Source organism: Rhodococcus sp. NPDC055112 (assembly GCF_053607505.1).
In genome coordinates this window covers 19,334-44,463 of the sequence record NZ_JBSGTR010000047.1, presented here as the reverse complement: position 1 = coordinate 44,463, position 25,130 = coordinate 19,334, and the positions used below count along the sequence as shown (strand labels likewise).

General features: G+C 68.9%; 20 protein-coding genes. 5 read left to right on the top strand and 15 right to left on the bottom strand.

Annotated features, from left to right (window positions below):
* Window positions 1-53: 53 nt before the first annotated feature.
* The 6 genes from ACWFRB_RS19255 to ACWFRB_RS19230 form a co-directional block, all read right to left on the bottom strand.
* Complete coding sequence (locus tag ACWFRB_RS19255) at window positions 54-1,067, bottom strand: 3-isopropylmalate dehydrogenase (RefSeq protein ID WP_452642848.1); 1,014 nt, start codon at window positions 1,065-1,067, stop codon at window positions 54-56.
* 30 nt (window positions 1,068-1,097) lie between these two features.
* A complete protein-coding gene (serA, locus tag ACWFRB_RS19250) occupies window positions 1,098-2,690 on the bottom strand; it encodes a phosphoglycerate dehydrogenase (RefSeq protein WP_452642846.1) in 1,593 nt (530 codons plus the stop codon).
* A 165-nt stretch (window positions 2,691-2,855) separates the two neighbouring features.
* The gene (locus ACWFRB_RS19245; protein ID WP_452642845.1) at window positions 2,856-4,550 is read right to left on the bottom strand and encodes a SulP family inorganic anion transporter; all 1,695 of its coding nucleotides are present in this window, start codon (window positions 4,548-4,550) and stop codon (window positions 2,856-2,858) included.
* Window positions 4,551-4,704: 154 nt separating this feature from the next.
* Window positions 4,705-5,706, bottom strand: a complete 1,002-nt coding sequence (ilvC, locus tag ACWFRB_RS19240; RefSeq protein WP_179800683.1) for a ketol-acid reductoisomerase — start codon at window positions 5,704-5,706, stop codon at window positions 4,705-4,707.
* Window positions 5,707-5,770: 64 nt separating this feature from the next.
* The gene (gene ilvN, locus ACWFRB_RS19235) at window positions 5,771-6,274 is read right to left on the bottom strand and encodes an acetolactate synthase small subunit (protein WP_027499209.1); all 504 of its coding nucleotides are present in this window, start codon (window positions 6,272-6,274) and stop codon (window positions 5,771-5,773) included.
* Window positions 6,271-8,223: an acetolactate synthase large subunit gene (locus ACWFRB_RS19230; RefSeq protein WP_452642842.1), complete on the bottom strand. Its 1,953-nt coding sequence runs from the start codon at window positions 8,221-8,223 to the stop codon at window positions 6,271-6,273. Before ACWFRB_RS19230 ends, ilvN begins: the two co-directional genes overlap by 4 nt.
* A gap of 259 nt (window positions 8,224-8,482) precedes the next feature.
* On the opposite strand from ACWFRB_RS19230, the gene ACWFRB_RS19225 reads away from it, so the two are divergent.
* Window positions 8,483-9,010, top strand: coding sequence for a PH domain-containing protein (locus ACWFRB_RS19225; RefSeq protein WP_452642840.1), 528 nt, complete (start codon window positions 8,483-8,485; stop codon window positions 9,008-9,010).
* Window positions 9,011-9,152: 142 nt separating this feature from the next.
* Window positions 9,153-10,994, top strand: coding sequence for a dihydroxy-acid dehydratase (ilvD, locus tag ACWFRB_RS19220; RefSeq protein ID WP_452642838.1), 1,842 nt, complete (start codon window positions 9,153-9,155; stop codon window positions 10,992-10,994).
* Window positions 10,995-11,089: 95 nt separating this feature from the next.
* Here ilvD and ACWFRB_RS19215 read toward each other — a convergent pair whose 3' ends face one another.
* The 3 genes from ACWFRB_RS19215 to ACWFRB_RS19205 all read right to left on the bottom strand — a co-directional run bounded on the left by ACWFRB_RS19215 (window position 11,090) and on the right by ACWFRB_RS19205 (window position 13,776).
* Window positions 11,090-11,917 carry a sterol desaturase family protein gene (locus ACWFRB_RS19215; RefSeq protein ID WP_452642837.1) on the bottom strand — a complete coding sequence of 276 codons (828 nt, stop codon included), beginning with the start codon at window positions 11,915-11,917 and terminating at the stop codon, window positions 11,090-11,092.
* 13 nt (window positions 11,918-11,930) lie between these two features.
* A complete protein-coding gene (locus ACWFRB_RS19210) occupies window positions 11,931-12,638 on the bottom strand; it encodes a FadR/GntR family transcriptional regulator (RefSeq protein ID WP_452642835.1) in 708 nt (235 codons plus the stop codon).
* Between the two features lie 118 nt (window positions 12,639-12,756).
* On the bottom strand, window positions 12,757-13,776 hold the full coding sequence (locus ACWFRB_RS19205) for a Glu/Leu/Phe/Val dehydrogenase dimerization domain-containing protein (RefSeq protein ID WP_452642833.1): 1,020 nt from the start codon (window positions 13,774-13,776) through the stop codon (window positions 12,757-12,759).
* Between the two features lie 422 nt (window positions 13,777-14,198).
* Between ACWFRB_RS19205 and ACWFRB_RS19200 the strand changes: the two genes are divergently transcribed.
* Window positions 14,199-15,731, top strand: coding sequence for an amino acid permease (locus ACWFRB_RS19200; protein WP_452642831.1), 1,533 nt, complete (start codon window positions 14,199-14,201; stop codon window positions 15,729-15,731).
* Window positions 15,732-15,759: 28 nt separating this feature from the next.
* On the opposite strand, the gene ACWFRB_RS19195 is transcribed toward ACWFRB_RS19200, so the two are convergent.
* The gene (locus ACWFRB_RS19195) at window positions 15,760-16,617 is read right to left on the bottom strand and encodes a DoxX family protein (RefSeq protein WP_452642829.1); all 858 of its coding nucleotides are present in this window, start codon (window positions 16,615-16,617) and stop codon (window positions 15,760-15,762) included.
* Window positions 16,618-16,715: 98 nt separating this feature from the next.
* On the opposite strand from ACWFRB_RS19195, the gene ACWFRB_RS19190 reads away from it, so the two are divergent.
* Complete coding sequence (locus ACWFRB_RS19190; protein ID WP_452642828.1) at window positions 16,716-17,852, top strand: PQQ-dependent sugar dehydrogenase; 1,137 nt, start codon at window positions 16,716-16,718, stop codon at window positions 17,850-17,852.
* A 23-nt stretch (window positions 17,853-17,875) separates the two neighbouring features.
* Here the strand turns inward: ACWFRB_RS19190 and ACWFRB_RS19185 are convergent, their stop codons facing one another.
* From ACWFRB_RS19185 to ACWFRB_RS19170, 4 genes are read right to left on the bottom strand one after another with little or no spacing between them, the layout of a single operon-like run.
* Window positions 17,876-18,841: a linear amide C-N hydrolase gene (locus ACWFRB_RS19185; protein WP_452642827.1), complete on the bottom strand. Its 966-nt coding sequence runs from the start codon at window positions 18,839-18,841 to the stop codon at window positions 17,876-17,878.
* Window positions 18,842-18,899: 58 nt separating this feature from the next.
* Window positions 18,900-20,129: a cation:proton antiporter gene (locus tag ACWFRB_RS19180; RefSeq protein ID WP_452642825.1), complete on the bottom strand. Its 1,230-nt coding sequence runs from the start codon at window positions 20,127-20,129 to the stop codon at window positions 18,900-18,902.
* A gap of 59 nt (window positions 20,130-20,188) precedes the next feature.
* Window positions 20,189-21,712, bottom strand: coding sequence for an Asp-tRNA(Asn)/Glu-tRNA(Gln) amidotransferase subunit GatB (gene gatB / locus ACWFRB_RS19175; protein WP_452642823.1), 1,524 nt, complete (start codon window positions 21,710-21,712; stop codon window positions 20,189-20,191).
* A 10-nt stretch (window positions 21,713-21,722) separates the two neighbouring features.
* On the bottom strand, window positions 21,723-22,349 hold the full coding sequence (locus ACWFRB_RS19170; protein ID WP_452642821.1) for a TetR/AcrR family transcriptional regulator: 627 nt from the start codon (window positions 22,347-22,349) through the stop codon (window positions 21,723-21,725).
* 126 nt (window positions 22,350-22,475) lie between these two features.
* Here ACWFRB_RS19170 and ACWFRB_RS19165 point away from each other — a divergent pair, with 126 nt between their 5' ends.
* Window positions 22,476-24,062, top strand: coding sequence for an MFS transporter (locus ACWFRB_RS19165; protein WP_452642819.1), 1,587 nt, complete (start codon window positions 22,476-22,478; stop codon window positions 24,060-24,062).
* Window positions 24,063-24,069: 7 nt separating this feature from the next.
* Here ACWFRB_RS19165 and ACWFRB_RS19160 read toward each other — a convergent pair whose 3' ends face one another.
* Window positions 24,070-25,101 (bottom strand): 6-phosphofructokinase, encoded by a 1,032-nt coding sequence (locus ACWFRB_RS19160; protein ID WP_452642850.1) that lies wholly within the window; start codon window positions 25,099-25,101, stop codon window positions 24,070-24,072.
* Window positions 25,102-25,130: the final 29 nt, after the last annotated feature.

Below are 25,130 nucleotides of genomic sequence, written 5' to 3'. Positions count from 1 at the left end.
CCCGCGAACCTCTCGGTTCGCGGGCGGAGTGCTACTACTGGGTCTCGCCGAGCCTAGAGGCTCGCAGCGATGCGGTCGCCGACCTCGGAGGTCTTGATCGGACCGTCACCGCGGGCCGCGAGATCGGCCTCGACGGCCTGCTCGATGCGGGCCGCATCCTCGTCGCGCCCGAGGTGACGCAGCATCAGCGCCACCGACAGGATCGCGGCGGTGGGATCGGCGATGCCCTTGCCCGCGATGTCAGGAGCCGAGCCGTGCACGGGCTCGAACATCGACGGGTTGGTGCCGGAGGCGTCGATGTTGCCGGACGCCGAGAGACCGATTCCACCGGTGACCGCGCCGGCCAGGTCGGTGATGATGTCGCCGAACAGGTTGTCGGTGACGATCACGTCGAAGCGCGACGGGTCGCTGACCATGTAGATGGTGGCGGCGTCGATGTGGCAGTACGCGGTCTCGACGTCCGGGTACTCGGCGCCGACGGTCTCCACCGCACGCGACCAGATCGCGCCCGCGTTGGAGAGCACGTTGGTCTTGTGGATCAGCGTGAGGTGCTTGCGCCGCGTCTGCGCCAACGCGAAGGCGTAGCGGACGACGCGCTCGGCACCGAACCACGTGTTGATCGACACCTCGGTGGCGATCTCGTGCGGCGTGCCGACGCGGATGGCGCCGCCGTTGCCGGTGTACGGACCCTCGGTGCCCTCGCGCACCACCACGAAATCGATGTCCGGGTTGGCGGCCAGCGGCGACGTCGCGCCCGGGTACAGCCGCGACGGACGCAGGTTCACATGGTGATCGAGCTGGAACCGCATGTTCAGCAGCAGGCCACGCTCGAGGATGCCGGGGCCGACGAGGCGCGGGTCGCCGATCGCACCGAGCAGGATCGCGTCGTGCTCGCGGATCTGCGCGAGCTCGGCGTCCGGCAGCAGTTCACCGGTCGCGTTGTAGCGCGTCGCGCCGAGGTCGTACTCGGTGGTCTGCAGGTCCGGGACCAGCTTGCGCAACACCTTGAGCGCCTCTGCCGTGACCTCGACCCCGATGCCGTCGCCGGGAATGACTGCAAGCTTCATGTACTTACTCACTTCCTCGCAGGGACGAAATCAGGACAGGTCGACCTGGGCCACGCGGGCGTCGAGCTGGGCGACGATCTCCGCGACCTCGGCATCGCCGACCACGCGGTTCACCCGCAGGATGACGGTGGCGCCCTCGCCCTCGACGTCCTGGCTCAGCGCCGCGGCCTGGATGTCGATGCCCGCGTTGCCCAGCACGGTGCCGAGGGTGCCGAGCACGCCCGGACGATCCTGGTAGTGCACGACGATGTTGTGGCCCTCGGCGCGCAGGTCGAAGCTGCGGCCGTTGACGTTGACGATCTTCTCGATCTGCTGCAGGCCGGTCAGCGCGCCCGCGACGGCGGTGACGGTGCCGTCGGCCGCGACGGCCCGCACCTCGACCGCGCTGCGGTGCGTGAGCGCCTCGCTGTGCTTGTCGACCTCGACGCTGACGCCACGCTGCTCGGCGAGCTTCGGTGCGTTGACGAAGGTGACCGGCTCGTCGCTGCTGGCCGAGAAGAGTCCGCGCAGCGCGGCGAGGCCGAGGATCTCGACGTTCTCGGCCGACAGCTCACCGCTGACGATGACCTGCACGTTCTGCACCGCCTCCGGGGAGAGGGTGCCCGCGAGCAGGCCGAGCTTGCGGACCAGGTCGAGCCACGGCGCGACCTCCTCGCCGACCGGGCCGCCGGAGACGTTGACGGCCTCGGGCACGAACTCGCCCGCAAGGGCCAGCAGCACGCTCTTGGCGACGTCGGTGCCCGCGCGGTCCTGGGCCTCCGAGGTGGACGCGCCGAGGTGCGGGGTGACGACCACGTTGTCGAGGTCGAACAGCTTCGAGTCGGTGCACGGCTCGGTGTTGAACACGTCGAGACCCGCGGCGCGGACCTTGCCGGAGACGAGCGCGTCGTACAGCGCGTCCTCGTCGATCAGTCCGCCGCGGGCGGCGTTGACGATGATCAGCCCGTCCTTGGCCGTGGCGAGACGCTCGGCGTTGATCAGGCCTGCGGTCTCCTTGGTCTTCGGCAGGTGCACGGAGATGAAGTCCGAGCGCTTGACCAGCTCGTCGATGTCGACGAGCTCGATGCCGAGCTGCGCGGCGCGGGCCGCGGGCAGGTAGGGGTCGTACGCGATGACGTGGGTCTCGAAGGCCGCGAGGCGCTGCGCGAACAGCTGCCCGATCCGTCCGAGGCCGACGACGCCGACGGTCTTGCCGAGGATCTCGGTGCCGTTGAAGCTCGAACGCTTCCAGGTCTTCTCGCGCAGGGTGCGGTCGGCGGCCGGGATCTGGCGGGCGGTGGCCAGCAGCAGGGCGACGGCGTGCTCGGCTGCGGTGTGGATGTTCGAGGTCGGCGCGTTGACGACCATCACGCCGCGCTCGGTGGCGGCCGGGATGTCGACGTTGTCGAGTCCGACGCCTGCGCGGCCGACGATCTTCAGCTTGGTGCCCGCGGCGAGGACGTCCGCGTCGACGGTGGTCGCGGAGCGGACCAGGATCGCGTCGGCCTCAGGGACGGCGGCCAGCAGGGCGGGACGGTCGGGACCGTCGACCCAGCGCACTTCCACGCCATCGCCGAGCGCCTCGACCGTGGACGGCGCGAGCTTGTCTGCGATCAGAACAACGGGACGGCCTGGCTGGCTCACGAGTGAACTCCTGTGTTAGGTGTCGGGCGGATCGTCCGCGGCCCGGCGCCGCCTCGGGCGCCCACGTGAGGCCGTGACCGAAGACAGCTTAGTGTGCGGGCCCCCGGGTTTCGGCACCCTGGGTGCGCCGATACCAGATAGTGGACACCTCGTGGGACGGATCACTCAACCGGGGCGGCCGGCCTCGAACGCCTCCACCGCGACGTCGAGCGTCGGATAGAACCGGTCGTGGCCGAAGCGGTCGCCGACCCCGAACCGGATCAGCCGATCCTTCACCGGTCCCTTCATCTCGGCGAAGACCAGCCGCACCCCGCAACTGTCCAGGTACTGGTCGAGTTCGACCAGCTCGTCCACCGCCGTCGTATCGAGCCCGGTCAGCGGCTCCGAGGCGATCACCACCCATCGGACCGGATCGGGCGCATCGGCGACGAGCCCCCGCACGTAGTCGTCGAAGAGCGCGCCGTTCGCGAAGAAGAGCTGCGCGTCGAAGCGCGCGATGACCAGGCCGGGGATCCGGTGGCCCTCGGGGTGCCTGGCGAGGTCGTGGTAACCGTCGAGACCGGGCACCACCACCAGTTCCGCACGGTAGGGCTGCCACGCGTGCACGACGACCGCCACGAAGGACAGGGCGATCGCCACCAAGATGCCCTCCAGCACTCCGACCAGCGCGACGCCGAGGAACGCCGCGATCGCCAGGCAGGCCTCCACCCTGCTCATCCGCCACATCGCCACCATGCTGCGGATGTCCACCAGCGAGGTCGCCGCGACGATCACCACCGCCGCCAACGCCGCCGACGGCAGATAGCCGGTGACGCCGGGCGCGACGAGGATGAACAGCACGATGGCCAGCGCGCCGATCACACCGACGAGCTGGGTCTTGGCGCCGTTCTGTTCCGCGACCGGGGTGCGTGAGGAGCTCGCGGACATCGGGAACCCGCCGAGCAGCCCGCTGGCCACGTTGGCGGTACCGATCGCGCGCATCTCGACGCTGCCGTTGACGCTCTCGCCGCGCCGCGCCGCAAAGGTGCGCGAGAGCACCCCGGTGTCGGCGAACGCGATCAGCGCGATGCCCGCGGCCGGGACGATCAGGTCGCCGACATCGGACCAGGTCAGTCCGCCGAGCGCGGGCGCGGGCAGGCCGTGCGGCAGCGCGCCGACCATCGGGATGTCGTCGCGCAGTCCCAGGGCATAGGCCACGACGATCGCACCCACCACCGCGACCAGCACGCCGGGGATGCGACTGTGCAGCAGCTTGAAGGCCACGATGACCGCGATGGCACCGACGCCGATCGCGGCGGCGGTCGGGTCGATCTCGCCGTCCGCGATGGCGACGACGGTGTTGCGCGCCTCGTCGATGAGGTTGACCCCGTCGACGGAGAATCCGAGCAGCTTCGGTATCTGGCTGACGATCACAACCAGGGCGATGCCGTTGAGGTAGCCGAGCCGGATCGGTTTGGACAACAGGTCGGTGACGAAGCCCAGATTCAGCAGGCCGCCGACCATCAGGATCACGCCCATCAGGATCGCGAGCAGGCCGGCGAGGGCGACAGCCCGCGCCGAATCGCCCGCGGCCAGCGGGATCACGGCGGCGCCGATGATCGGGGCCAGCGACGAGTCGGGACCGAGCACCAGGATCTTCGAGGGACCGACCAGCGCGTAGACGAGCAGGGGCACGATGGTGGCGTAGAGGCCGGTCTCCGGGGGCAAGCCGGCGGCCTCGGCGTATCCCATGCCCGCGGGAATCAGCAGCGCGGTGAGCGCGATCCCCGCGGTGAGGTCGGAGCGCAGCCACGACCGCTCGTATCGGCGGGCCACCTCCAGACCGGGAAGCCACGATCGCAGTGACGTTTGTTGTGCCATCCACCACCTACCCGGGACAACGCAAAGGGCCCGATGCCCTCCGTGACAGTGTGCACTGTCACGGGGTGACATCGGGCCCCGAAATGCGCTTCGCGCCCCGTGAGTCTTTCCGGCCCCCTACGGGACCGAAAGGACGCACGGGCGGCGCAGTCGCCTAAGCGGTTTCGGTGATCGGGCGATCGACCCAGCTCATCAGGTCGCGCAGCTTCTTGCCGGTGACCTCGATCGGGTGCTCGGCGTTGGCCTTGCGCAGGCCCTCGAGCTCGGTGTTGCCGTTCTCGACGTTGGCGACCAGGCGACGGGTGAACTCGCCCGACTGGATGTCGGCCAGGATCGCCTTCATGCGGTCCTTGGTGCCTGCGTCGATGACGCGCGGGCCGGACAGGTAGCCACCGAACTCGGCGGTGTCGGACACCGAGTAGTTCATGCGCGCGATGCCACCCTCGTACATGAGGTCGACGATCAGCTTGAGCTCGTGCAGGACCTCGAAGTACGCCATCTCGGGCGCGTAGCCGGCCTCGACCATGACCTCGAAGCCCGTCTTGACGAGCTCCTCGGTGCCGCCGCAGAGCACGGCCTGCTCGCCGAAGAGGTCCGTCTCGGTCTCTTCCTTGAAGGTGGTCTTGATGACGCCCGCGCGGGTGCCACCGATCGCCTTGGCGTAGGACAGCGCCAGGGCCTGGCCCTCGCCCTTCGGGTCCTGGTCGACGGCGATGAGGGCGGGAACGCCCTTGCCGTCGACGAACTGACGGCGCACGAGGTGGCCGGGGCCCTTCGGGGCGACCATGCCGACGGTGACGAACTCCGGGGCCTTGATCAGGTCGAAGTGGATGTTCAGGCCGTGCCCGAAGAACAGCGCGTCGCCGTCCTTGAGGTTCGGCTCGATGTCGTTGGTGAAGATCGACGCCTGCGCGGTGTCGGGTGCGAGCACCATGATCACGTCTGCCCACTCGGCGACCTCGGCAGGCGTGCCGACGGTCAGGCCCTGCTCCTCGGCCTTGGCCCGCGACTTCGAACCCTCCTTGAGGCCGATGCGCACATCGACGCCCGAATCACGCAGGCTGAGCGAATGCGCGTGTCCCTGGCTGCCGTAGCCGATCACAGCGACCTTGCGGCCCTGGATGATCGACAGGTCGGCGTCATCGTCGTAGAACATCTCGACTGCCACTGGTATTACCTCTCCTCGGTTATCTGAAGACTTGATTCGTGAATAGAAAGTACTAGCGGGCCGCGGTGATGGACTTCGGCCCACGGCCGACAGCCACAACACCGGACTGCACGATCTCTCGGATGCCGTAGGGATCGAGCATCCGCAGCAACGCGTCGAGCTTCGACCTGGTGCCGGTCGCCTCGATGGTCACCGACTCAGGCGAGACGTCGATCACCTTGGCGCGGAACAGGTTCACCGTCTCGAGAACCTGCGTCCGAACGCTGGCGTCGGCACGCACCTTGATCAGCACGAGCTCACGGGCCACCGATGCCTCGGTGTCCTGCTCGACGATCTTGAGCACGTTGATCAGCTTGTTGAGCTGCTTGGTCACCTGCTCGAGCGGGAACTCGTCCACGGTGACGACGATGGTCATGCGGGAAACATCGGGGAGTTCGGTCCCCCCGACCGCCAGGGATTCGATGTTGAAGCCCCGGCGCGAGAACAGCGCGGCCACCCTGGCCAACACTCCCGGCTTGTCCTCGACGAGAACGCTGAGGGTGTGGCTGGTGCTCACTGGTTGTCCTCCCTTGCGGCGGCAGCGGCCTGGCCGGACTGCTGCTCGCGCTCCATGGCCTCGTGGATGACGGCGGGCTCGTTGACGGCCTCGTCGTCGTCGAACAGCGGCCGGATGCCCCGCGCCGCCTGGATCTCGTCGTTGCTGGTGCCCGCGGCCACCATCGGCCACACCTGGGCGTCGGCGCCGACGATGAAGTCGATCACCACCGGCTTGTCGTTGATGGACTGCGCCTCGCGGATCGCCGCCTCGACATCCTCCTCGCGCTCGACGCGAATGCCGTGGCAGCCCAGCGCCTCGGCGAGCTTGACGAAGTCCGGGATCCGGATCGCGCCGTGGGTGCCGAGGTTGGTGTTGGAGTAGCGCTGGTCGTAGAACAGCGTCTGCCACTGCCGCACCATGCCGAGGTTGCCGTTGTTGACCAGCGCGACCTTGATCGGCACACCCTCGACCGCACAGGTCGCGAGCTCCTGGTTGGTCATCTGGAAGCAGCCGTCACCGTCGATGGCCCAGACTTCCTTGTCCGGCATGCCCATCTTGGCGCCCATCGCGGCGGGCACCGCGTACCCCATGGTGCCGAGGCCGCCGGAGTTGAGCCAGGTGCGCGGCTTCTCGTACTTGACGAACTGCGCCGCCCACATCTGGTGCTGGCCGACGCCAGCGCAGTAGATCGCGTCCGGGCCTGCGAGCCGGCCGACCGCCTCGATCACGTACTCCGGGGACAGCGCGCCGTCCGACGGCTTGCCGTACGCCAGCGGGTAGGTGTTGCGCAGGCCGTCCAGGTACGCCCACCACTCGGCGTAGTCGAGCGTGGTCCCGGTGGCCTGATCCGCCTTGATCGCCTCGATCAGCTCGGTGATCACCTCGCCGCAGTCACCGACGATCGGGACGTCCGCGTACCGGTTCTTGCCGATCTCGGCCGGGTCGATGTCGGCGTGGATGACCTTGGCGTCGGGTGCGAACGAGTCGAGCTGACCGGTCACGCGGTCGTCGAAGCGAGCGCCGAGGGTGATCAGCAGGTCGCTCTTCTGCAGCGCGCCGACCGCCGCGACGGTGCCGTGCATGCCCGGCATGCCGCAGTGCAGCTGGTGGCTGTCGGGGAACGCGCCCCTGGCCATCAGCGTCGTCACGACGGGGATCCCGGTCAGCTCCGCGAGCTCGAGCAGCTCGGCGGACGCGTCGGCCTTGATGACGCCGCCACCGACGTAGAGCACCGGCGCCTTCGACTCGGCGATCAACCGGGCCGCCTCGCGGACCTGCTTGCCGTGCGGCTTGCTCACCGGGCGGTAGCCGGGCAGGTGCATCTCCGGCGGCCACGAGAACGTGGTCTGCGCCTGCAGCACGTCCTTCGGGATGTCGACGAGGACGGCGCCGGGCCGACCGGAGGCCGCCAGGTAGAAGGCCTCCGCCATGATCCGCGGGATGTCGGCGCCGTCGGTGATCAGGAAGTTGTGCTTGGTCACCGGCATGGTGATGCCGGAGATGTCGGCCTCCTGGAACGCGTCGGTGCCGATCAGGCCGCGACCGACCTGGCCGGTGATCGCCACGATCGGGACCGAGTCCATCTGCGCGTCGGCGATCGGGGTCACCAGGTTGGTGGCGCCGGGGCCGGAGGTGGCCATGCAGACACCGACCTTGCCGGTGGCCTGGGCGTATCCGGTCGCGGCGTGTCCCGCGCCCTGCTCGTGCCGGACCAGGACGTGCCGAACCTTCTTCGAGTCGAAGAGCGGGTCGTAGACGGGCAGAACGGCGCCGCCGGGAATGCCGAATACAGTGTCGACCTCGAGCTCCTCGAGGGCCCGAACCACGGACTGGGCGCCGGTCACTCGCTCGGGGGCGACTTGACGGCGGTTACCGGGCTGGGCGGCCGGCGCTGCCGCGGGGCTGGGCTGACCCGTTCCCCCCGACTTGCGCGGCGTGGGCTGCGGCCGTGCGGTTGGTGCGCTCACTGCATAATCCTCTGGTCTTGACGGTTCAAGCTGGCTCCGGGCAAGAAAAAACCCCCGTCAGCAATCTTGCTGTACGAGGGTGGCGCGTCGTGCTTGTGAGTTGACGAAATCGACTCAGGCGGCGACGCGCCGGCCGATTACGAGCAACTCATTCTGCTTCACGCGCTCGAAGGTAGGCGCGTCAAGGGTGAACAGTCAACTTGGTGAGTCTGCTGTCCCAGAATGTGAGAAGCGCTGACCGCAATGCAAGGATGGTGCGGTGTCATCCTCATCGCAGCCCGTGCCACCGCACTCATCCTCGCACACCGCCGAACCCATCGAGCAGTCCATACACATCTCGAAGCTCGGACTCCTCGCGGTTGGCCTGCTGGCGATCTGCCTGAGCCCGATCATGTTCACCAAGCCGATGCCCCTGTTCATCCTGCTGGTGATCCCCGTCGCGGTCGCCTGGTGGATGCTCCGGGTACGGACCACGGTCACCGCCGAGGGACTGCGCCTGCGCCGGGTGTTCTCCACCGAGAACATCGAGTGGAGCCAGATCAAGGGCTTCCGCTTCCCCAAGCGAGGATGGGCGCGCGCCGACCTGACCGACGGCCGCGAGGTGAGCCTGCCCGTGGTCACCTTCGGTCGACTCCCCCAGATCGCGGCGGCCAGCGGCGGCCGGGTGACCGACCCCTACGCGGCCGCGGATCGGGCGGCCCGCGAGAAGGCCGCTGCCGAGAGGGCGGCCGCTGCCGAGGAGAAGGAGACCGAGTCCGGCACGGAGTCGGATCCGGGAACGAAATAGCCCGCGAGTAGCGTTGCTACGGACACTCGACGCCCGGGCGCCGACGGCACCCACCCCATGCCGAAGACCCGCCCACCGGCCCAGCCCGCCGGAGCCGCTCGAGTCACGGCAACGTTCGCAGTTCGACGATTAAGGACATCCTATGCCCCCGTTGAGGTCACGCACCACCACCGTCGGACGCAATGCCGCCGGAGCCCGCGCCCTGTGGCGCGCCACCGGAATGACGGACTCCGATTTCGGCAAGCCGATCGTCGCGATCGCGAACTCCTACACCCAGTTCGTCCCCGGGCACGTGCACCTCAAGGACGTCGGCGAGATCGTGGCCGAGGCCGTGCGCGCCGCGGGCGGCGTGCCCCGCGAGTTCCACACCATCGCGGTCGACGACGGCATCGCGATGGGTCACGGCGGCATGCTCTACTCGCTCCCCAGCCGCGAGATCATCGCCGACTCGGTCGAGTACATGGCGAACGCGCACACCGCCGACGCCCTCGTCTGCATCTCCAACTGCGACAAGATCACCCCCGGCATGCTCAATGCCGCGATGCGACTGAACATCCCGGCCGTCTTCGTCTCGGGCGGTCCGATGGAGGCAGGCAAGGCCGTCGTCGTCGGCGGCGTCGCGCAGGCCCCCACCGACCTGATCACCGCCATCTCGGCATCCGCGAACGACGCGGTGTCCGAGGAGGGTCTCGACGAGGTCGAGCGGAGCGCCTGCCCGACCTGCGGCTCGTGCTCCGGCATGTTCACGGCGAACTCGATGAACTGCCTCACCGAGGCACTCGGCCTTGCGCTGCCCGGCAACGGCTCCACCCTGGCCACCCACGAGGCTCGCCGCGCACTGTTCTCCCGCGCCGGCACGACGGTCGTCGAGGCCGCGATCAAGTACTACCGCGACGAGGACGAGTCGGTGCTCCCCCGGAACATCGCCACCCCCAAGGCGTTCCGCAATGCGATGGCCCTCGACGTGGCGATGGGCGGGTCGACCAACACCGTCCTGCACACCCTGGCCGCCGCACAGGAGGGCGAGGTCGACTTCGACCTCGACACCATCGACGAGATCAGCCGCATGGTGCCGTGTCTGTCGAAGGTCTCGCCCAACTCCGATTACCACATGGAGGACGTGCACCGGGCGGGCGGAATCCCCGCGCTGCTCGGTGAACTGCGCCGCGCGAACCTGCTCGAGACCGATGTCTCGACGGTCCACACCAAGAGCTTCGACCAGTGGCTCGACGACTGGGACATCCGCTCCGGCAAGGCGACCGACGAGGCCATCGAGCTCTTCCACGCCGCACCGGGCGGTGTCCGCACCACCGAGCCGTTCTCCACCTCCAACCGCTGGAGCGCACTGGACACCGACGCCGCGGGCGGGTGCATCCGCGACAAGGAGCACGCGTACACCGTCGAGGGCGGGCTCGTCGTGCTCCGCGGCAACGTCGCGCTGGACGGCGCGATCCTCAAGACCGCGGGCATCGACGAGGAGCTGTTCTCCTTCCAGGGTCCGGCGCTGGTCGTCGAATCGCAGGAGGAAGCGGTCTCGGTGATCCTGCAGAAGAAGATCAAGTCCGGCGACGTTCTCGTGGTCCGTTACGAGGGTCCCAAGGGCGGCCCGGGCATGCAAGAGATGCTGCACCCCACCGCTTTCCTCAAGGGCGCGGGCCTGGGCAAGGAGTGCGCGCTGATCACCGACGGCCGTTTCTCCGGCGGCACCTCTGGCCTGTCCATCGGGCACATCTCCCCGGAGGCCGCGGCGGGCGGCGTGATCGGCCTGGTGGAGAACGGCGACCAGGTCCGCATCGACGTCGCCACCCGAACCCTCGAGATCCTCGTCGACGACGCCGTGCTCGCCGAGCGCCGCGCCAAGATGGAGGCGTCCGAGCGTCCGTGGCAGCCCGTCGACCGCCAGCGCACCGTCACTACCGCGCTGCGCGCCTACGCGGCCCTGGCGACATCCGCGGACAAGGGCGCCGTTCGCTACGTGCCGTAGTCCTCACCATCCGCAATGCGCCCCTGTGGTGCCGGGCCTTCCCGGAACCACAGGGGCGCAGGCGTTTCGGCGGCCGAACGAGTCGCAAGCACCGACTACTCGCTCGGTGTCCAGCCCGGCCCCCGGAACACATACCCGAGGCGACTGCGCCACGCGGCCGCCGCGCGGACGTCCCGCCAGATTCCGACGAACCCGTGAAACGCGACGTGGGCGGGGTTGAAGGTGTCGATGTTCTTCGTCAGCCCGTACACGACCCGATCCCCCTCCGGCTCGAAGGTCCGGAACAGTCGATCCCAGACGATCAGGATGCCGCCGTAGTTGCGGTCGAGGTACTGATCGTTCGAACCGTGGTGGACACGGTGATGCGACGGGGTGTTCATCACCCACTCGACCGGCCGCGGTAGGCGATCGACGCGCTCGGTGTGCAGGAAGAACTGGTACAGCAGGCTGACCGACTGTTGGAGCAGGATCATCCAGGGCGGGAACCCGATGAGCGCCAGCGGAAGCCAGAACGGCAGCGAACTCATCGGCGTCCACGGCTGCCGGAGCGCGGTCGTCAGGTTGTAGAACTGACTCGAGTGATGGACAACGTGACTGGCCCACAGGATCCGAACCTGGTGGTGCAGGCGGTGATACCAGTAGTAGACGAAGTCGTCCGCGAAGAACAGCAGCACCCACATCCAGGGATTCGTGGCGTCGAGATGCCACGGCGAGGCCAGGTAGACGGCGGTGTAGGCGGCGACCACGACGAGTTTCCACCCGACGTTGACCACCACATTGCCCAGGCCCATCGACAGGCTCGTTGCGGCGTCGCGGGTCTCGTAGCCACGCTCGGATTCGTCGGGGAGGAAATAGTACGAGGCCGCTTCGAGTGCGATGCACAGGACGAACGCCGGTATCGCGTAGAGGATCAGGTCGAACATGCGTGTCGTCTCCCTACCGGATTCCGTCGATGGCGGTGACGATCAGCCCGAGCATCTCGTGCGCCTCGGACTGGGCCCTTGCGCCGTCGCGCTCCGCGATCGCCTGGGCGAGCGCGGTGTGTCTGCCCCGGTCCGCGTACTCGTCGACGAGACCGGCGATCCGCGCGAGGCCGATGCGGTCGATACCGGTGACGACCGTGTTGAGCGCGAGCCGGTAGGCCAGGTTGCCTGATCCGTCGATGACGGCGTCCCAGAACGCCAGGTCCGCGGCGGCGAGTGCCTCGTGGTCGGAGGGGTCTGCCGGATATCCCCCGGCCGCGTCCACGACCAGGGTCAGCGCCTCGGCACTCGCCTGCTCGGCGCACAGCCGGGCGGCGCCTGCCCCGATGGACTGCCGCAGGACAGCGATGTCACGCAGCACCGAGATCGTCGGCACCGCGCCGGACTGCGCGATCTCGACCAACAGCTCGAGTCCGGCATGCCGCCGCCAGTCCATGACGCGGGTCTTGCCGCCCTGCGCGATCCGCACCAGCCCCGTCTGCTGCAGGCGCTTGAGCGCCTCCCGGATCGCGTGGCGGTTGACCTCGAACACCTCAGCGAGCTCTCGCTCCGGCGGCAGCAGCTCGTCCGGGGCGAGGCGACCGGCCAGAATCTGGTCGATCAACTGGGCAAACACCTGGTCCGAGAGCACTGACCTCGACACCGCTGTAATCTCCGTCACGCTGACAGCCTGCGGGCAGCAGGTCAACCTGTCAACTGGTTGGACCAATATTCCGCCGCGCCGACGTCCCGCGGGCGCAGGCAGCCAGGCCAACACACCCGCGGGACAGATCTCGGGATCAGGCCGCGCGGACCTCCGCGATCCGCCGCTCGGCCAGCTCGATCGCGGCGGTGGAGGTGTCCACCCCGGTCACCCGGGCCCGGTCCAGGATCTCCATCACCACGTCCGCGATGCGGTCCACCTTGCCGACGAAGTCCGTCAGCCCGTTCACCTCGGCGTCGCAGGAGATCAGGCCGCCCGCGTTCGACACGAAGTCCGGGACGTGCACGATGCCGCGGGCGGTCAGCGCCTCACCGGCAGCCGGGGAGGCGAGCATGTTGTTGGCCGCACCGACCAGCGCCACCGCCTTGAGCCGGTCGACCACACGCTCGTCGATCACCAGACCCGGACCCGCCGGGCAGACCACATCGACGTCGGTGTGCAGGATCTCGTCCAACGAACTCGCCTGCGCGCCAAAATCTTCCACCGCAAGCCGCACCCGCTCCGGGTCGGGATCGGCCACCAGCACGGTGGCCCCGGCCGCGGAGAGAAGCTCGACGATCCCGAGGCCGACGTTGCCCGCACCCTGCACGGCAACCCGCAGTCCCTCGACGCCGTCGCGCCCCAGATGGTCGGCGACCGCCGAGATCGAGGCGACCACTCCCCTGGCCGTGTACGGCGAGGGATCGCGCCCGTCGCTGGAGACCCGCGGGGCGTACTCGGCGATGACCTTCAGATCCGCGGGTCCGGTGCCCATGTCGGCGCCGGGGATGTAACGGCCACCGAGCAGCCCGATGTGCCTGCCGTGCGCCTCGAGGAGCGCACGCGTCTTCTGGCTGCGCGGATCGGCGTTGATCACGCTCTTCCCGCCGCCGAGCGCCAGGCCGGCGAGCGCCGCCTTGTAGGTCATCGCACGCGCGAGGCGCATCGCGTCCGCCGCGGCCGCATCGTCGGATTCGTACTGGCGGATCCGGACTCCCCCGAGCGCGGGCCCGAGGGTCGTGTCGTGGACGGCGATGATGCTGGCAAGCCCGTTCTCCACGCGCTGGATCGACAGCTGCTCGAAGTCCTGCTCGGCCAGGGAATTGATGGCGCTCAATGCTGCTCCTGAGGTCAGCCCACGACAGATGACGCCCTTGTGGGGCTGATCCGTTGCGGGACAGAGAGTTACGGCACTTGTGGCCGCGACGGGCGGAGTACCTGCCCGGCATGAACTGTAAGGCGCGTCACACGGATGTCAAGCCGTTGCCCGTCCGGCGCACGACGACGCCGGGGCCGCGATCACGGGCCAGGGCAGCAAAATTGGCGAATCGGCCCACACCAGGTGTGCACACGGCGCAGTTCGCCCGAACAATTCGGAACGCAGCTGCGCACGGTGCACCATCGACCGACCGGGTGTTGCGCATCGGGTTCACAGGTGGTTCTCTCTTCACGCCGATGAGACACAGATCACATCCGGTCAAGCACAGCCCCCACCCGGCGACCCACAAGGTCATCGGGAGTCAACCAAGGAGCCCATCCATGCCCGGAGTCGGTATTTGGCGCACCAAGTCCGTCGAACAGTCGATATCAGATACCGATGAACCCGGTACCCGCCTACGCAAAGAGCTGACCGCCTGGGACCTGACCGTCTTCGGCGTCGCCGTGGTCATCGGCGCGGGCATCTTCACCCTCACCGCGAGGACGGCAGGAAACGTCGCCGGGCCTTCCATCTCGCTGGCCTTCGTCCTCGCCGCGATCGCATGCGGGCTCGCAGCCCTCTGTTACGCCGAGTTCGCCTCGACCGTTCCGGTCGCAGGCAGTGCATACACCTTCTCCTATGCGACATTCGGCGAGTTCGTCGCCTGGATCATCGGATGGGACCTCATCCTCGAGTTCGCACTCGCGTCGGCGGTGGTCGCCAAGGGCTGGTCGCTGTACCTGGGGAACGTGCTCGGCGCCAGCGGTTCGACCACCGCACATCTCGGCCCGATCGACTTCGACTGGGGCGCCCTGCTGATCATCGGCGCGATCACCACCGTGCTCGCCATCGGCACCAAGGTGTCCTCGCGAGTGTCGGCGATCATCACCGCCATCAAGATCGCCGTGGTCCTGCTCGTCATCGTGGTCGGCTCGTTCTACATCAACAAGGACAACTACTCCCCGTACATCCCGCCCGCTGAGGGCGCGTCCAGCACGGCAAGCGGTGTCCACCAGACCCTGTTCTCGTTCCTCACCGGCGCCGACGGCAGCAGCTACGGCTGGTACGGCCTGCTCGCGGCGGCCAGCCTCGTGTTCTTCGCGTTCATCGGGTTCGACGTCGTGGCCACCACCGCCGAGGAGACCAAGAACCCGCAGAAGGCGCTCCCCCGTGGCATTCTCGGTTCGCTCGCCATCGTCACCGTCCTGTACGTCGCGGTGACCCTGGTCCTGACCGGCATGGTCAAGTACACCGACCTGAAGACCGGCAGCCCGCTCGTCGGCGACAGCAGCGCCACCCTCGCGACCGCGTTCGAGGCGCACGGGATCACCTGGGCTCAGATGGCGATCAACTTCGGCGGCCTCGCCGGACTGACGACCGTCGTCATGGTCATGATGCTCGGCCAGACTCGGGTGTTGTTCGCGATGTCGCGAGACGGGCTGATGCCCCGCGGACTCGCGAAGACCGGCACCAAGGGCACCCCGGTGCGGATCACCGTGGTCGTCGGCGTGATCGTCGCGCTGCTCGCGGCCTTCTTCCCGATGGGGACCCTCGAGGAAATGGTCAACATCGGCACCCTGTTCGCCTTCGTCCTGGTCTGCATCGGCGTCGTGGTGCTGCGCAAGACGCGACCCGACCTGCCGCGCGGGTTCCGGGTCCCGCTGGTTCCCTTCGTGCCGATCCTAGCGGTGTTGGCCTGCGGGTGGCTGATGCTGAACCTGTCCGTGGAGACCTGGATCCGGTTCCTGGTCTGGATGGCGATCGGTGTGGTGATCTACTTCGCCTACGGCAAGCGCAAGTCGGTGCTCGGCCAGCGGCTCGCCGCCAAGGCCACGCAGCCCCCGGAGGAGCAGCTGGAGCCGGTCACCGCCTGACCGGCCCTATCGCGAACCCCCTGATCACTCAGATCAGGGGGTTCGCCCCGTTGAGGAAGACCCACAGGCAGACGCCTGCCGCGATGCCGAGGACGAGCGCGGCGACGGAACCGATGTGCGGCCTGGTCGCCCACTTCCTGCCACCGTCCACCGAGAACCGGCCTGGGCCGGTCAACACCACCGCGACGGCCGCCGCGACCAGCATCGTCTCGTGTTCCACACCGGACGGCGCGAAGAACTGCAGTCCCGGCTCCGCCACCTGGCGAACGCACCACGCGTTGATCAGGACCGCGAGCACCGCGGCACCCGCCAGCGGGGTCACCAGACCGATGATCAGGAGGGCGCCTGCCGCGACCTCACCGACTGCAGTGAGGATCGAGAGCAGCCGGGCCTGCTCGAAGCCGGCGTCGAACAACGTCGTCTCGAAGCCGTCGAGTCCCGGGCCGTTCCACCAGCCGAACAGTTTCTGCAGACCGTGGAACAGCGCGACCGTACCGAGCCCCACCCGAAGGACGAGCAGGCCGAGGTCGAGCGTGCCACGCCCGGACGGCATCGCAGGCGTGATCGTCTCCGGCATCGCCTGCTGGACGGGCGAGGTGAAACCGGAAACGACGGCGGGCTGCTCGGACGGATCGGCGAACCGCAGTTCCTCGGTGGGGTACACCTCGTCGGTGGGGTACACATCGTCGGTCGGGTACAGCTCGTCGACCGCACTGCCGCGGTAGGTCGGGATCTGCTCGGTGGGCATCAGCCCGAGATCGTCCTCCGATACGGGCAGCGCACCGCCGGAGGACGCGGGAAGTTGCTCGGTCGGCAGGTCGAACGGACTCGAGGCGGTGCGCTCGATGCCGTCGCGGTCCGGGTCCCCTTGCTGCTTCGCTGTCACGATGGACAGCGTAAGGGCGAGCGGCAGATACGCGGTCCGGCGCGCCGCACCGGACCGCCGTGGCGCCGCCCGCACCGGCTTCCGTACCGTTTGCAGTCATGGGAGCAAGTCGGGTCAGGGTGTTGGCGGCCGTGTCCATCGTCGTCGCGGTGGCGGGCTGTGCCCGGTTCGACGACTCGGCGACGAGCCCGTTCACCCCCGCGCCGACCTTCGATGCGGGCGGCGAGGTCCGGCCCCGACCCCCGGGCACGCCCCCGACCAGCCCCCGCGGGCCCCTCCCGACCGTAGAGCCGGCGCCCTGCATCGACCCGGACCCCGCCGTCGTGATGACCTGCCTCGACACCACCGGCGGCATGGCCATGCTGCCCGGCGGCGATTCGGTACTGGTCACCGAGCGCCGCACCGGCCGCATCCTCCGCATCACCCCTGGCAAGCCCGCCGAGGAGTTCGCCCGACTCGACGTGGACGGCTCCTCCGACGGCGGCCTGCTCGATGTCGCGCTGTCGCCGACCTTCGTCGAGGACAACCTGGTGTACGCCTACGTCTCCACCCCCGGCGACAACCGGGTGGTGCGGGTCGCGCCTGGCGATGTGCCCAAGGACGTTCTGACCGGCATCCCGCGCGGATCCGTCGGCAACACCGGAGCCCTGACCTTCGCGGGCCCCAATGAACTACTGGTGCTCACCGGTAATGCCGGGAACCCCTCCGCCGCAACCGATCCCGGTTCGCTGGCCGGAAAGCTGCTCCGCGTGACCGCGCTTACCCCCGGACCGCCCGGGTCTCAGCCGTTCCCCCAGGTCGCCCTGTCGGGCATCGGCGGTGCGGGCGACGTCTGCGTGGACCCGACAGACCAGAACATCTGGGTGACCGACCGAACCCCGCTCGAGGACCGACTTCAGAAGGTCGCGCCGAACGGCGCGGCGGGCGTCCCGGTCTGGACCTGGCCGGACCGGCCCGGTGTCGCGGGCTGCACGGCGGGCGGCGGTTCGGTCGCCATCGCGCTGACCGCGGGCAGGGCACTCGCACTGCTCGACACCGATCCGCAGACCGGCGCCGTGACCGCGGCGCCCTCGCTGGTCGTGCAGGACCGGTACGGCAAGCTCGGCGCGGCCGCGCTCGGCGCCGAGAACACGATCTGGGTATCTACCGTCAACAAGGCCGACGGCCCCGGCAGCCCGTCCGACGACCGGGTGGTCAAGATCCCCGCACCGCAGGGCGGCGGCGGCTTCGACTGACGAAGGGGGCGCGGTTCCGCCGATCAGGACAACGCGAAATCGGGTGGTGCCGACTCGGCGAACGCGGAACCCACGTCACCGAGGAGCCCCGGCGCGGAGAGGTCGAGCTTGCGGCAGGACTCGAAGTCGAAATCGGCGAGCCGGGTCCACACGATGTTCGGACTGAACGACGACTCGTAGAAATAGGTCCCGGTCGTCAGATCCGCGAGCGTTCGCCAGATCGTCATCGAGATGTTCGGCCGGTCCGGGTCGGGCTCGCCGAACGGCTGCGCCGCGTTGCGCATCACGCTGAGCAGCGCCGCGTAGGAACGTTCGGCGGTCTCCGATGCGGGCAGCCGGTCGAGGTAGTAGCTGGCACGGACGAATCGGTCTGCGGCCTCGGTGGTGCCCGGCAAAGGCTGTGTTCCGCCGAATCCGGTGTACCCCTTTCGCAGTTCCAGTTGTTCGTCGTAGGGCGGCGAGTTCGTCATGACCGTGTTCGCACGATCGTGGTGCAACCGGACCGATCCGTCGATGTGCTCGATGATCAACGAGTCACCGGTCGCGTCCTCGAGCGCGAGGTGCACCGTCGCGCTGCGCCCTGAGCGCGGCTCGACGAGCGGCCGAATCTGGAAGGGCTGCGCCGTCATCAGTTCGATGCACTCGGCGACGGATGCACACCGGTCGAGAAAGACCTGCGCCCACATCGAGGCGGCCAGGGCGGGAACCCCGGCATCACGCGTGCCGAAGTCGGCCTCCGCGAGCCACAGGATGTGTGCGGCGAGACCGCGCTCGTTGATTCCGTCAGTCGTCGTCTGATCCCAGGTGGTGGTGACGATGCTGCCGTAGACCGCCGTCCACGACAGCGGATTCGGGTCGGCGTCGTGACCCACCCGGCGGGCGCCCCGCGGCAGTACCCAGAGGTTGGTGTCCATCTCCTCGCACCAGTCCATGTTCCGGCCCACCAGGACGCCGTGGCCACTACCGGTCCACAGTGCTCGTGTACACATCGCAACTCCTCACTTCACTCATTCGGCAGAAAGGTTTCCGTGTTAGCCGATGATCGGCTCAGGACGTGGTCTCCTGGTCGGCCCGTTGCACGGGCTCTGCCGTGGATGCGGGGGTCCGGCCGAGCAGCGAGGCGGTCAGCGGCAGGACCAGCACGGTGATCGCTCCCGCGGCGACGAGGATCGAGGCGTTGGACGCGGTCATCTGACCGGCGTTGACGGCGACCTCAGTGACCGCGACGATCAGCGGCAGTCCGGTCGCCGCGTACAGCGCCACCTGCCCCCGCTCGCGCACGGTCGGCTGCGGATCCTTGAGTTCCGGACCCCGGTCGAAGCGTTCGGCGAAGAAGACCGGCAGCCCGCGCACCAACAGGATCAGCACCAGGAACGCGAGCAGGACGCCCGGCGCGGCGGCCACGGCCTTGACGTCGATCGCCATGCCCGAGGTGACGAAGAAGATCGGGATGAGCAGCCCGAAGGCCAGCCCGTCCAGCTTCGCCTCCAGCTTCTCGTCGCCCGACGGCATCGCGCGGCGCAGGATGAAGCCCGCGGCGAAGGCGCCGAGGATGATGTCGAGATCGAAGATCGTCGCGACCGCGATCAGCGTGACCAGCAGCAGGATCGTCAACCGCACGGTCGTCTGCGCGGTGGTCTCCGAGCCGAGCCTGATGATCGAGGCCAGCTTCGAGCCCTCGCGTCGCAGGCGCGCCGGGATGAACGCGACTCCCACCGCCGCCGCCGCGAACGCCGCCAGCACGACCAGCGACGCGCCCGCACTCCGCGAGCTCAGCAGGATCGCCATCGCGATCACCGGGCCGAGTTCGCCGAAGGCGCCGTGGTTGAGAACGGTACGGCCCAAGCGGGTTCCGAGCATGCCGCTGTCCTTGAGGATCGGCAGCAGCGTGCCGAGCGCCGTGGAGGTCAGGGCGATGGCCACCGCGATCTCCGCGTTGATCGCGCCGGTGAGGCCGAGCAACCCGACCACCACGAAGGCCAGCACCAGGCAGGACAGCCAGGTGATCAGCGCCCGACGCCCGCCGCGGCCGGTCAGCTCACTGGTGTCGATCTCGTAGCCGGCGAGCAGGAACAGCATGCCGAGGCCGAGCTCGCGGAGCAGGTCGATCTCGCTGCCCATCACGGCGAGGTCGAGGACGTGCGGCCCGACGATGACGCCCGCGATCAGCAGCAGCACCACCTCCGGGACCAGCTTGCGCGGTACCAGTCCGGCGACCAGTGGGGCGACGACTGCGCAGAGCGCTATCCAGAAGAACGAAGCGGAGACTGAGGGCACCGCCTGATTCTGCTAGACGGGGACCACCATCGACGGCAGGACCCGCACGCCGTGTCGGCTCAGGAGCAGGCCGCGATGACCATGTCCTTGACCTGGGCCGGGTCGGCCTGGCCTCGGGTCGCCTTCATGACGTCGCCGACGATCTTTCCCGCCGCGGCGACCTTGCCGGAACGGATCTTCTCGGCGATGTCCGGGTTGGCGGCGAGGGCCTCGTCGACGGCGGCCTTGATCAGGGTGTCGTCGCGGACCACGACCAGCTCGGGATGGGCGGCAACGACCTCGTCGGGGTCGCCCTCACCGGCAAGAACGTGGTTGACGACCTGACGCGCCTGCTTGTTCGCCAGGGTGCCGTCGGCGACGAGCGCGATCACGCGTGCCAGCTGCGCCGGCGTGATCGGCAGCTCGGCCAGCGTCACGCCGCGGGTGTTGGCCTGCTGCGAGAGGTATGCCACCCACCATGAGCGCGCCGCGTCCGCGGGGGCGCCCGCCTCGGTCGTCGCGATGACCAGTTCCAGTGCACCGGAGTTCACCAGGTCGCGCATCTCCTCGTCGGAGACGCCCCAGTCGGCCTGGATCCGAGCGCGGCGGATCCACGGCAGCTCGGGCAGCGTGCCGCGGAGCTCCTCGACCCACTCTGCGCTCGGGGCGACGGGCTCGAGGTCCGGCTCCGGGAAGTACCGGTAGTCCTCCGCGGTCTCCTTGCGGCGCCCGGCGGAGGTGGTGCCGTCGGCCTCCTGGAAGTGCCGGGTCTCCTGGATCACCTCACCGCCCGAGCTGAGCACGGCGGCCTGGCGACGCATCTCGTAGCGGACGGCCACCTCGACGCTCTTGAGGGAGTTGACGTTCTTGGTCTCGGTGCGGGTGCCGAGCTCCTTGGCGCCGATCGGCATCAGCGAGATGTTCGCGTCGCACCGCATCGACCCCTGGTCCATCCGGACGTCGGACACGTCGAGCGACTTGAGGAGATCACGCAGCGCGGTGACGTATGCGCGGGCGACCTCGGGGGCGCGCTCGCCCGCACCGGAGATGGTCTTGGTGACGATCTCCACCAGCGGGACGCCAGCGCGGTTGTAGTCGAGCAGCGAGTGGCTGGCGCCGTGGATCCGGCCGGTGGCGCCGCCGACGTGCAGCGACTTACCGGTGTCCTCCTCCATGTGCGCGCGCTCGATCTCGACCCGCCAGGTGGTGCCGTCGTCGAGCACCACGTCGAGGTACCCCTCGGTGGCGATCGGCTCGTCGTACTGCGAGATCTGGTAGTTCTTCGGCTGATCCGGGTAGAAGTAGTTCTTCCTGGCGAAGCGGCCCCACGGGGTGATCGAGCAGTTCAGCGCGAGTCCGATGCGGATGGCGGACTCGACCGCCGACTGGTTGACCACCGGCAGCGAGCCAGGAAGGCCCAGGCAGACCGGGCACACCTGGGTGTTCGGCTCGGCGCCGAAGGCCGTGGGGCACGGGCAGAACATCTTCGTCGCGGTGTGCAGCTCGACGTGTACCTCCATGCCCATGACGGGCTCGAAGCGGGCGAGCACCTCGTCGTAGTCGAGAAGGTCAGTACTTGTCGCCACCCGGCCGGCTGCAGTCATGGTCACGAGTTTATGCGCCCCGCTTCGGCAGCAGCAGATCGGCCAGGTTGTCGATCTGCTCGTGCACATCCGGCCAGGGGTCGCGGGCCTTGTTGAGCCGCAGTGCCACCATGCCGTGCGTCGCGCTCCACAGGTGCATCCCGAGCATCACCGTCTCCTTCGCGTCCGCAGGCAGCTCCAGGTACCGCCCGACCTCCTCCGTGATGAGCAGGATCGCGCGGTGCGCGTGCGAGTCGGCCAGATTCTCGCCTGCCTGATGACGCAAGTTGGAGACGAACAACACCCGGTAGTGACCCGGATTGGCCAGCCCGTAGCCGACGTAGGCATGCCCCATCGCCCGCAGCCGGGCGCCCGGGTCATCCCCCGCCGCCTCGGCGGCCGCCTGCAGCACGGCGGCGAACTCCTCGAATCGGAGCTGCTTCACCGCGAGGTGGAGCTCCTCGCGATCGGCGAAGTGCAGATAGATGGAGGTCGGTGTGACGCCGACGCGCCTGGCGACGCCGCGCAGCGACACCGCGTCGACATCGCCGGTCTCGCCAAGCATCTCCGCGGCGGCGGCGAGGATGTCCGTTCGCAGCGACTCGCCCGCGCCCCGCCTGGACGGCGTGCGCTGGGCCTTCTTCCTCGTCGAAATCACGCGAGCCACCTTAGTCGCGGGCGGTCGGGACGGGGCACTCCGCATTGACACGCGTAGGGCTACGCCTGTTAATTTACACCCGTAGCGCTACCCGATCCGGCACGGCGCGTCCGCACAGGAGGACCGATGGCCGGTACCGGCTCGCTCACCGACGTTTCCGAGAAGTCCGCCGCAGAGTCGACCGCCATCCACCCGACCGCGACGCTGATCACGGTCTGCATCGGGATGTTCATGCTGATGCTGGACATGACGATCGTCGCGGCCGCGCTGGCCAACATCCAGTCCTCCCTCGACGCCTCCCTCAGCGGCTTGCAGTGGGTGGTCGACGCGTACACGCTGCCTGTCGCGGCGCTGCTGCTGACCGCGGCCACCCTCGGCGACCGGCTCGGCCGACGCCGCCTCTACATCGCGGGCATGGCGATCTTCACCATCACCTCACTCGGCTGCGCGCTGGCGGGCGACATCGTGACACTCAACGTGGTGCGCGCGGTCCAGGGCGTCGGCGCGGCGCTGCTGTTCGGCGTCTCCCTGCCCCTCGTCGCCGCGGCCTTCCCCGATCCGATGAAGCGGGCAAGGGCGATCGGCATCTACGGCGCGGTGATGGCATCGGCGACCGCCGCAGGTCCCCTGGTCGGCGGGGCCCTCGTCACGGCGATCGGCTGGGAGTGGATCTTCCTGATCAACGTCCCCATCGGCATCGTCGCCGTGGCGTTGGCGTACCGGTACGTCACCGAATCCCGTGCGGACAGTGCGGCGCCTGCGGACTGGGCGGGCACGGGGCTGCTGACCCTCGCGCTCCTGCCAGGGGTGCTGGCGCTGATCGAGGGCAACGAGTGGGGCTGGTCGTCCACCCGGGTGATCGCCCTCGGCGCCACCTCGATCGCCGGGCTGCTCGCCTTCATCGCCTGGGAGCTACGTGCCGCGCATCCGATGCTCGACCTTCGTCTTGTCGTCCGGCCCGCCTTCGCGGCGAACGCGCTCGCGGCCTTCGCGGGCGCCGGAACCCTTGTCGCCGCAACGAATTTCCTGGCGCTTTACTTCATCAATACGCTCGGCCACGACCCGTTCCAGGCGGGTCTGCGGGCGCTGCCGCTCACCCTGTCCGCTCTCGTCGTCGCCCCGCCGATCGCCGTGCTGCACGACCGCCTGCCCGCGAGGTGGTCGCTGCCGGTCTCGATGGCGGTGGTCGCGGTGGGGCTGTGGCTGTGCACCGGCGCGGACGCGTCCACCACGTGGACGCACTACATCGCCGGGTCGATCCTCGGCGGCGCCGGACTCGGCGCGGTCACCGTGATCGCCTCGCAGTCCGCGCTGACCTTCGTCGACGTGGACCGGGCCGGCATGGCCACGGGCGCGGTCAACACCGCCCGCCAGGTCGGCATCGTGGTCGGAGTGGCCGGCCTCGGCGCGGTCTTCTCGCACGCGGTCGCCACCGAGGCGGGCGCCGGGCTCGCCGCGCTGAGTGTCGGGACGATGACCGTCTCGGTCCCGGACGAGCAGGCCGACATGCTGACCGAGGCGCTCAGTTCCGGTGCCGGACAACGGGTCATCGAGTTCGTCCCCGATCAGTTCGCCGTTGCGGTGCCCGCGCTGTCCGAACTGGCTCGCGGGGCGACCGCGCAGGGACTGGACGCCGTGATGGCGACGAGTTCGGCGATCGCGGCCGTTGCCGCCCTCGCGGTTTTCGTGCTGCTGCGGATCGGGCGGCGCTGACCGGGACTCACCCGAAGATGACCCGCATCTCCTGATACCGGTGCGCGGGCACGGACTTGTGGTCGACGAGCGCCTCGTCGAAGCCCACCCGCACGATCTCCGTTCCGTGCAGCGCCACCATGTGGCCCCACTCCCCGTCCGCCACCAGATCGGTGACCGCCATGCCGAGCCTGGTCGCGAGGACACGATCGAACGCGGTCGGCACGCCGCCCCGCTGGATGTGGCCCAACACCGTCGCCCTGGTCTCGATTCCGGTGCGCTCCTGGATGATCGGTGCCAGTAGCTCGGCGATCCCACCGAGCCGCGGGCGGTCGAAGCCGTCCATGCCCTTGGTCGAGTGGGCCTGCGTCATGTCCGGCAGGGTGAAGCCCTCCGCGACGACCACCATCGGCGACCGGCCGCGTTCGCGGACGCTGTTCACCCACAAGCAGATCTGCTCGATGCTCTCGGGCTGTTCGGGGATCAGGATCGCGTGCGCGCCGCCAGCCGTCCCCGAGTGCAGGGCGATCCACCCGGCATTGCGCCCCATCACCTCGAGCACCATGCACCGCTTGTGCGAGTTGCCGGTGGTCCGCAGCCGGTCGATCGCCTCCGTCGCGATCTCCACCGCGGTGTCGAACCCGAAGGTGTAGTCGGTCTGGTCGAGGTCGTTGTCGATGGTCTTCGGGACCCCGACGATCCGGATGCCCTCGTCGAACAGGCGCTGGGCCGCGGCGGCGGTGCCCTCGCCACCGATGGCCACGACGGCGTCGACCCCGAGCCGTTCCATGGTGCGGGCGATGTTCTCCGCCCCACCGTTCGGTCCCTGGTACGGACCGATGCGGCTGGTCCCGAGAATGGTGCCGCCCTCGTGCGAGAGTCCGCGGACACGGCTGCGGTCCAGTGGCATCGCGTCGCCCTCGACCAGACCGCGCCACCCGTCGAGGAACCCGACGAACTCCTGCCCGTGCACCTCGGAGCCCTTGAGCACTGCCCCCCGGATCACCGCGTTGAGGCCGGGGCAATCGCCGCCGCTGGTCAGAATGCCGATCCTCGTCATCGTCATCGCCCGTTCTGCGTGCAGGTGGA

What these genes read in the sequence shown, in the direction of transcription:
- ACWFRB_RS19165 (WP_452642819.1), top strand. Translation starts at nt 22,476, where the DNA reads ATGGCCGGTACCGGCTCGCTCACCGACGTTTCCGAGAAGTCCGCCGCA.
- ACWFRB_RS19200 (WP_452642831.1), top strand. Translation starts at nt 14,199, where the DNA reads ATGCCCGGAGTCGGTATTTGGCGCACCAAGTCCGTCGAACAGTCGATA.
- ilvC (WP_179800683.1), bottom strand. Translation starts at nt 5,706, where the DNA reads ATGTTCTACGACGATGACGCCGACCTGTCGATCATCCAGGGCCGCAAG.
- ACWFRB_RS19190 (WP_452642828.1), top strand. Translation starts at nt 16,716, where the DNA reads ATGGGAGCAAGTCGGGTCAGGGTGTTGGCGGCCGTGTCCATCGTCGTC.
- gatB (WP_452642823.1), bottom strand. Translation starts at nt 21,712, where the DNA reads ATGACTGCAGCCGGCCGGGTGGCGACAAGTACTGACCTTCTCGACTAC.
- ACWFRB_RS19215 (WP_452642837.1), bottom strand. Translation starts at nt 11,917, where the DNA reads ATGTTCGACCTGATCCTCTACGCGATACCGGCGTTCGTCCTGTGCATC.
- ACWFRB_RS19245 (WP_452642845.1), bottom strand. Translation starts at nt 4,550, where the DNA reads ATGGCACAACAAACGTCACTGCGATCGTGGCTTCCCGGTCTGGAGGTG.
- ilvD (WP_452642838.1), top strand. Translation starts at nt 9,153, where the DNA reads ATGCCCCCGTTGAGGTCACGCACCACCACCGTCGGACGCAATGCCGCC.
- ACWFRB_RS19255 (WP_452642848.1), bottom strand. Translation starts at nt 1,067, where the DNA reads ATGAAGCTTGCAGTCATTCCCGGCGACGGCATCGGGGTCGAGGTCACG.
- ACWFRB_RS19160 (WP_452642850.1), bottom strand. Translation starts at nt 25,101, where the DNA reads ATGACGAGGATCGGCATTCTGACCAGCGGCGGCGATTGCCCCGGCCTC.
- ACWFRB_RS19185 (WP_452642827.1), bottom strand. Translation starts at nt 18,841, where the DNA reads ATGTGTACACGAGCACTGTGGACCGGTAGTGGCCACGGCGTCCTGGTG.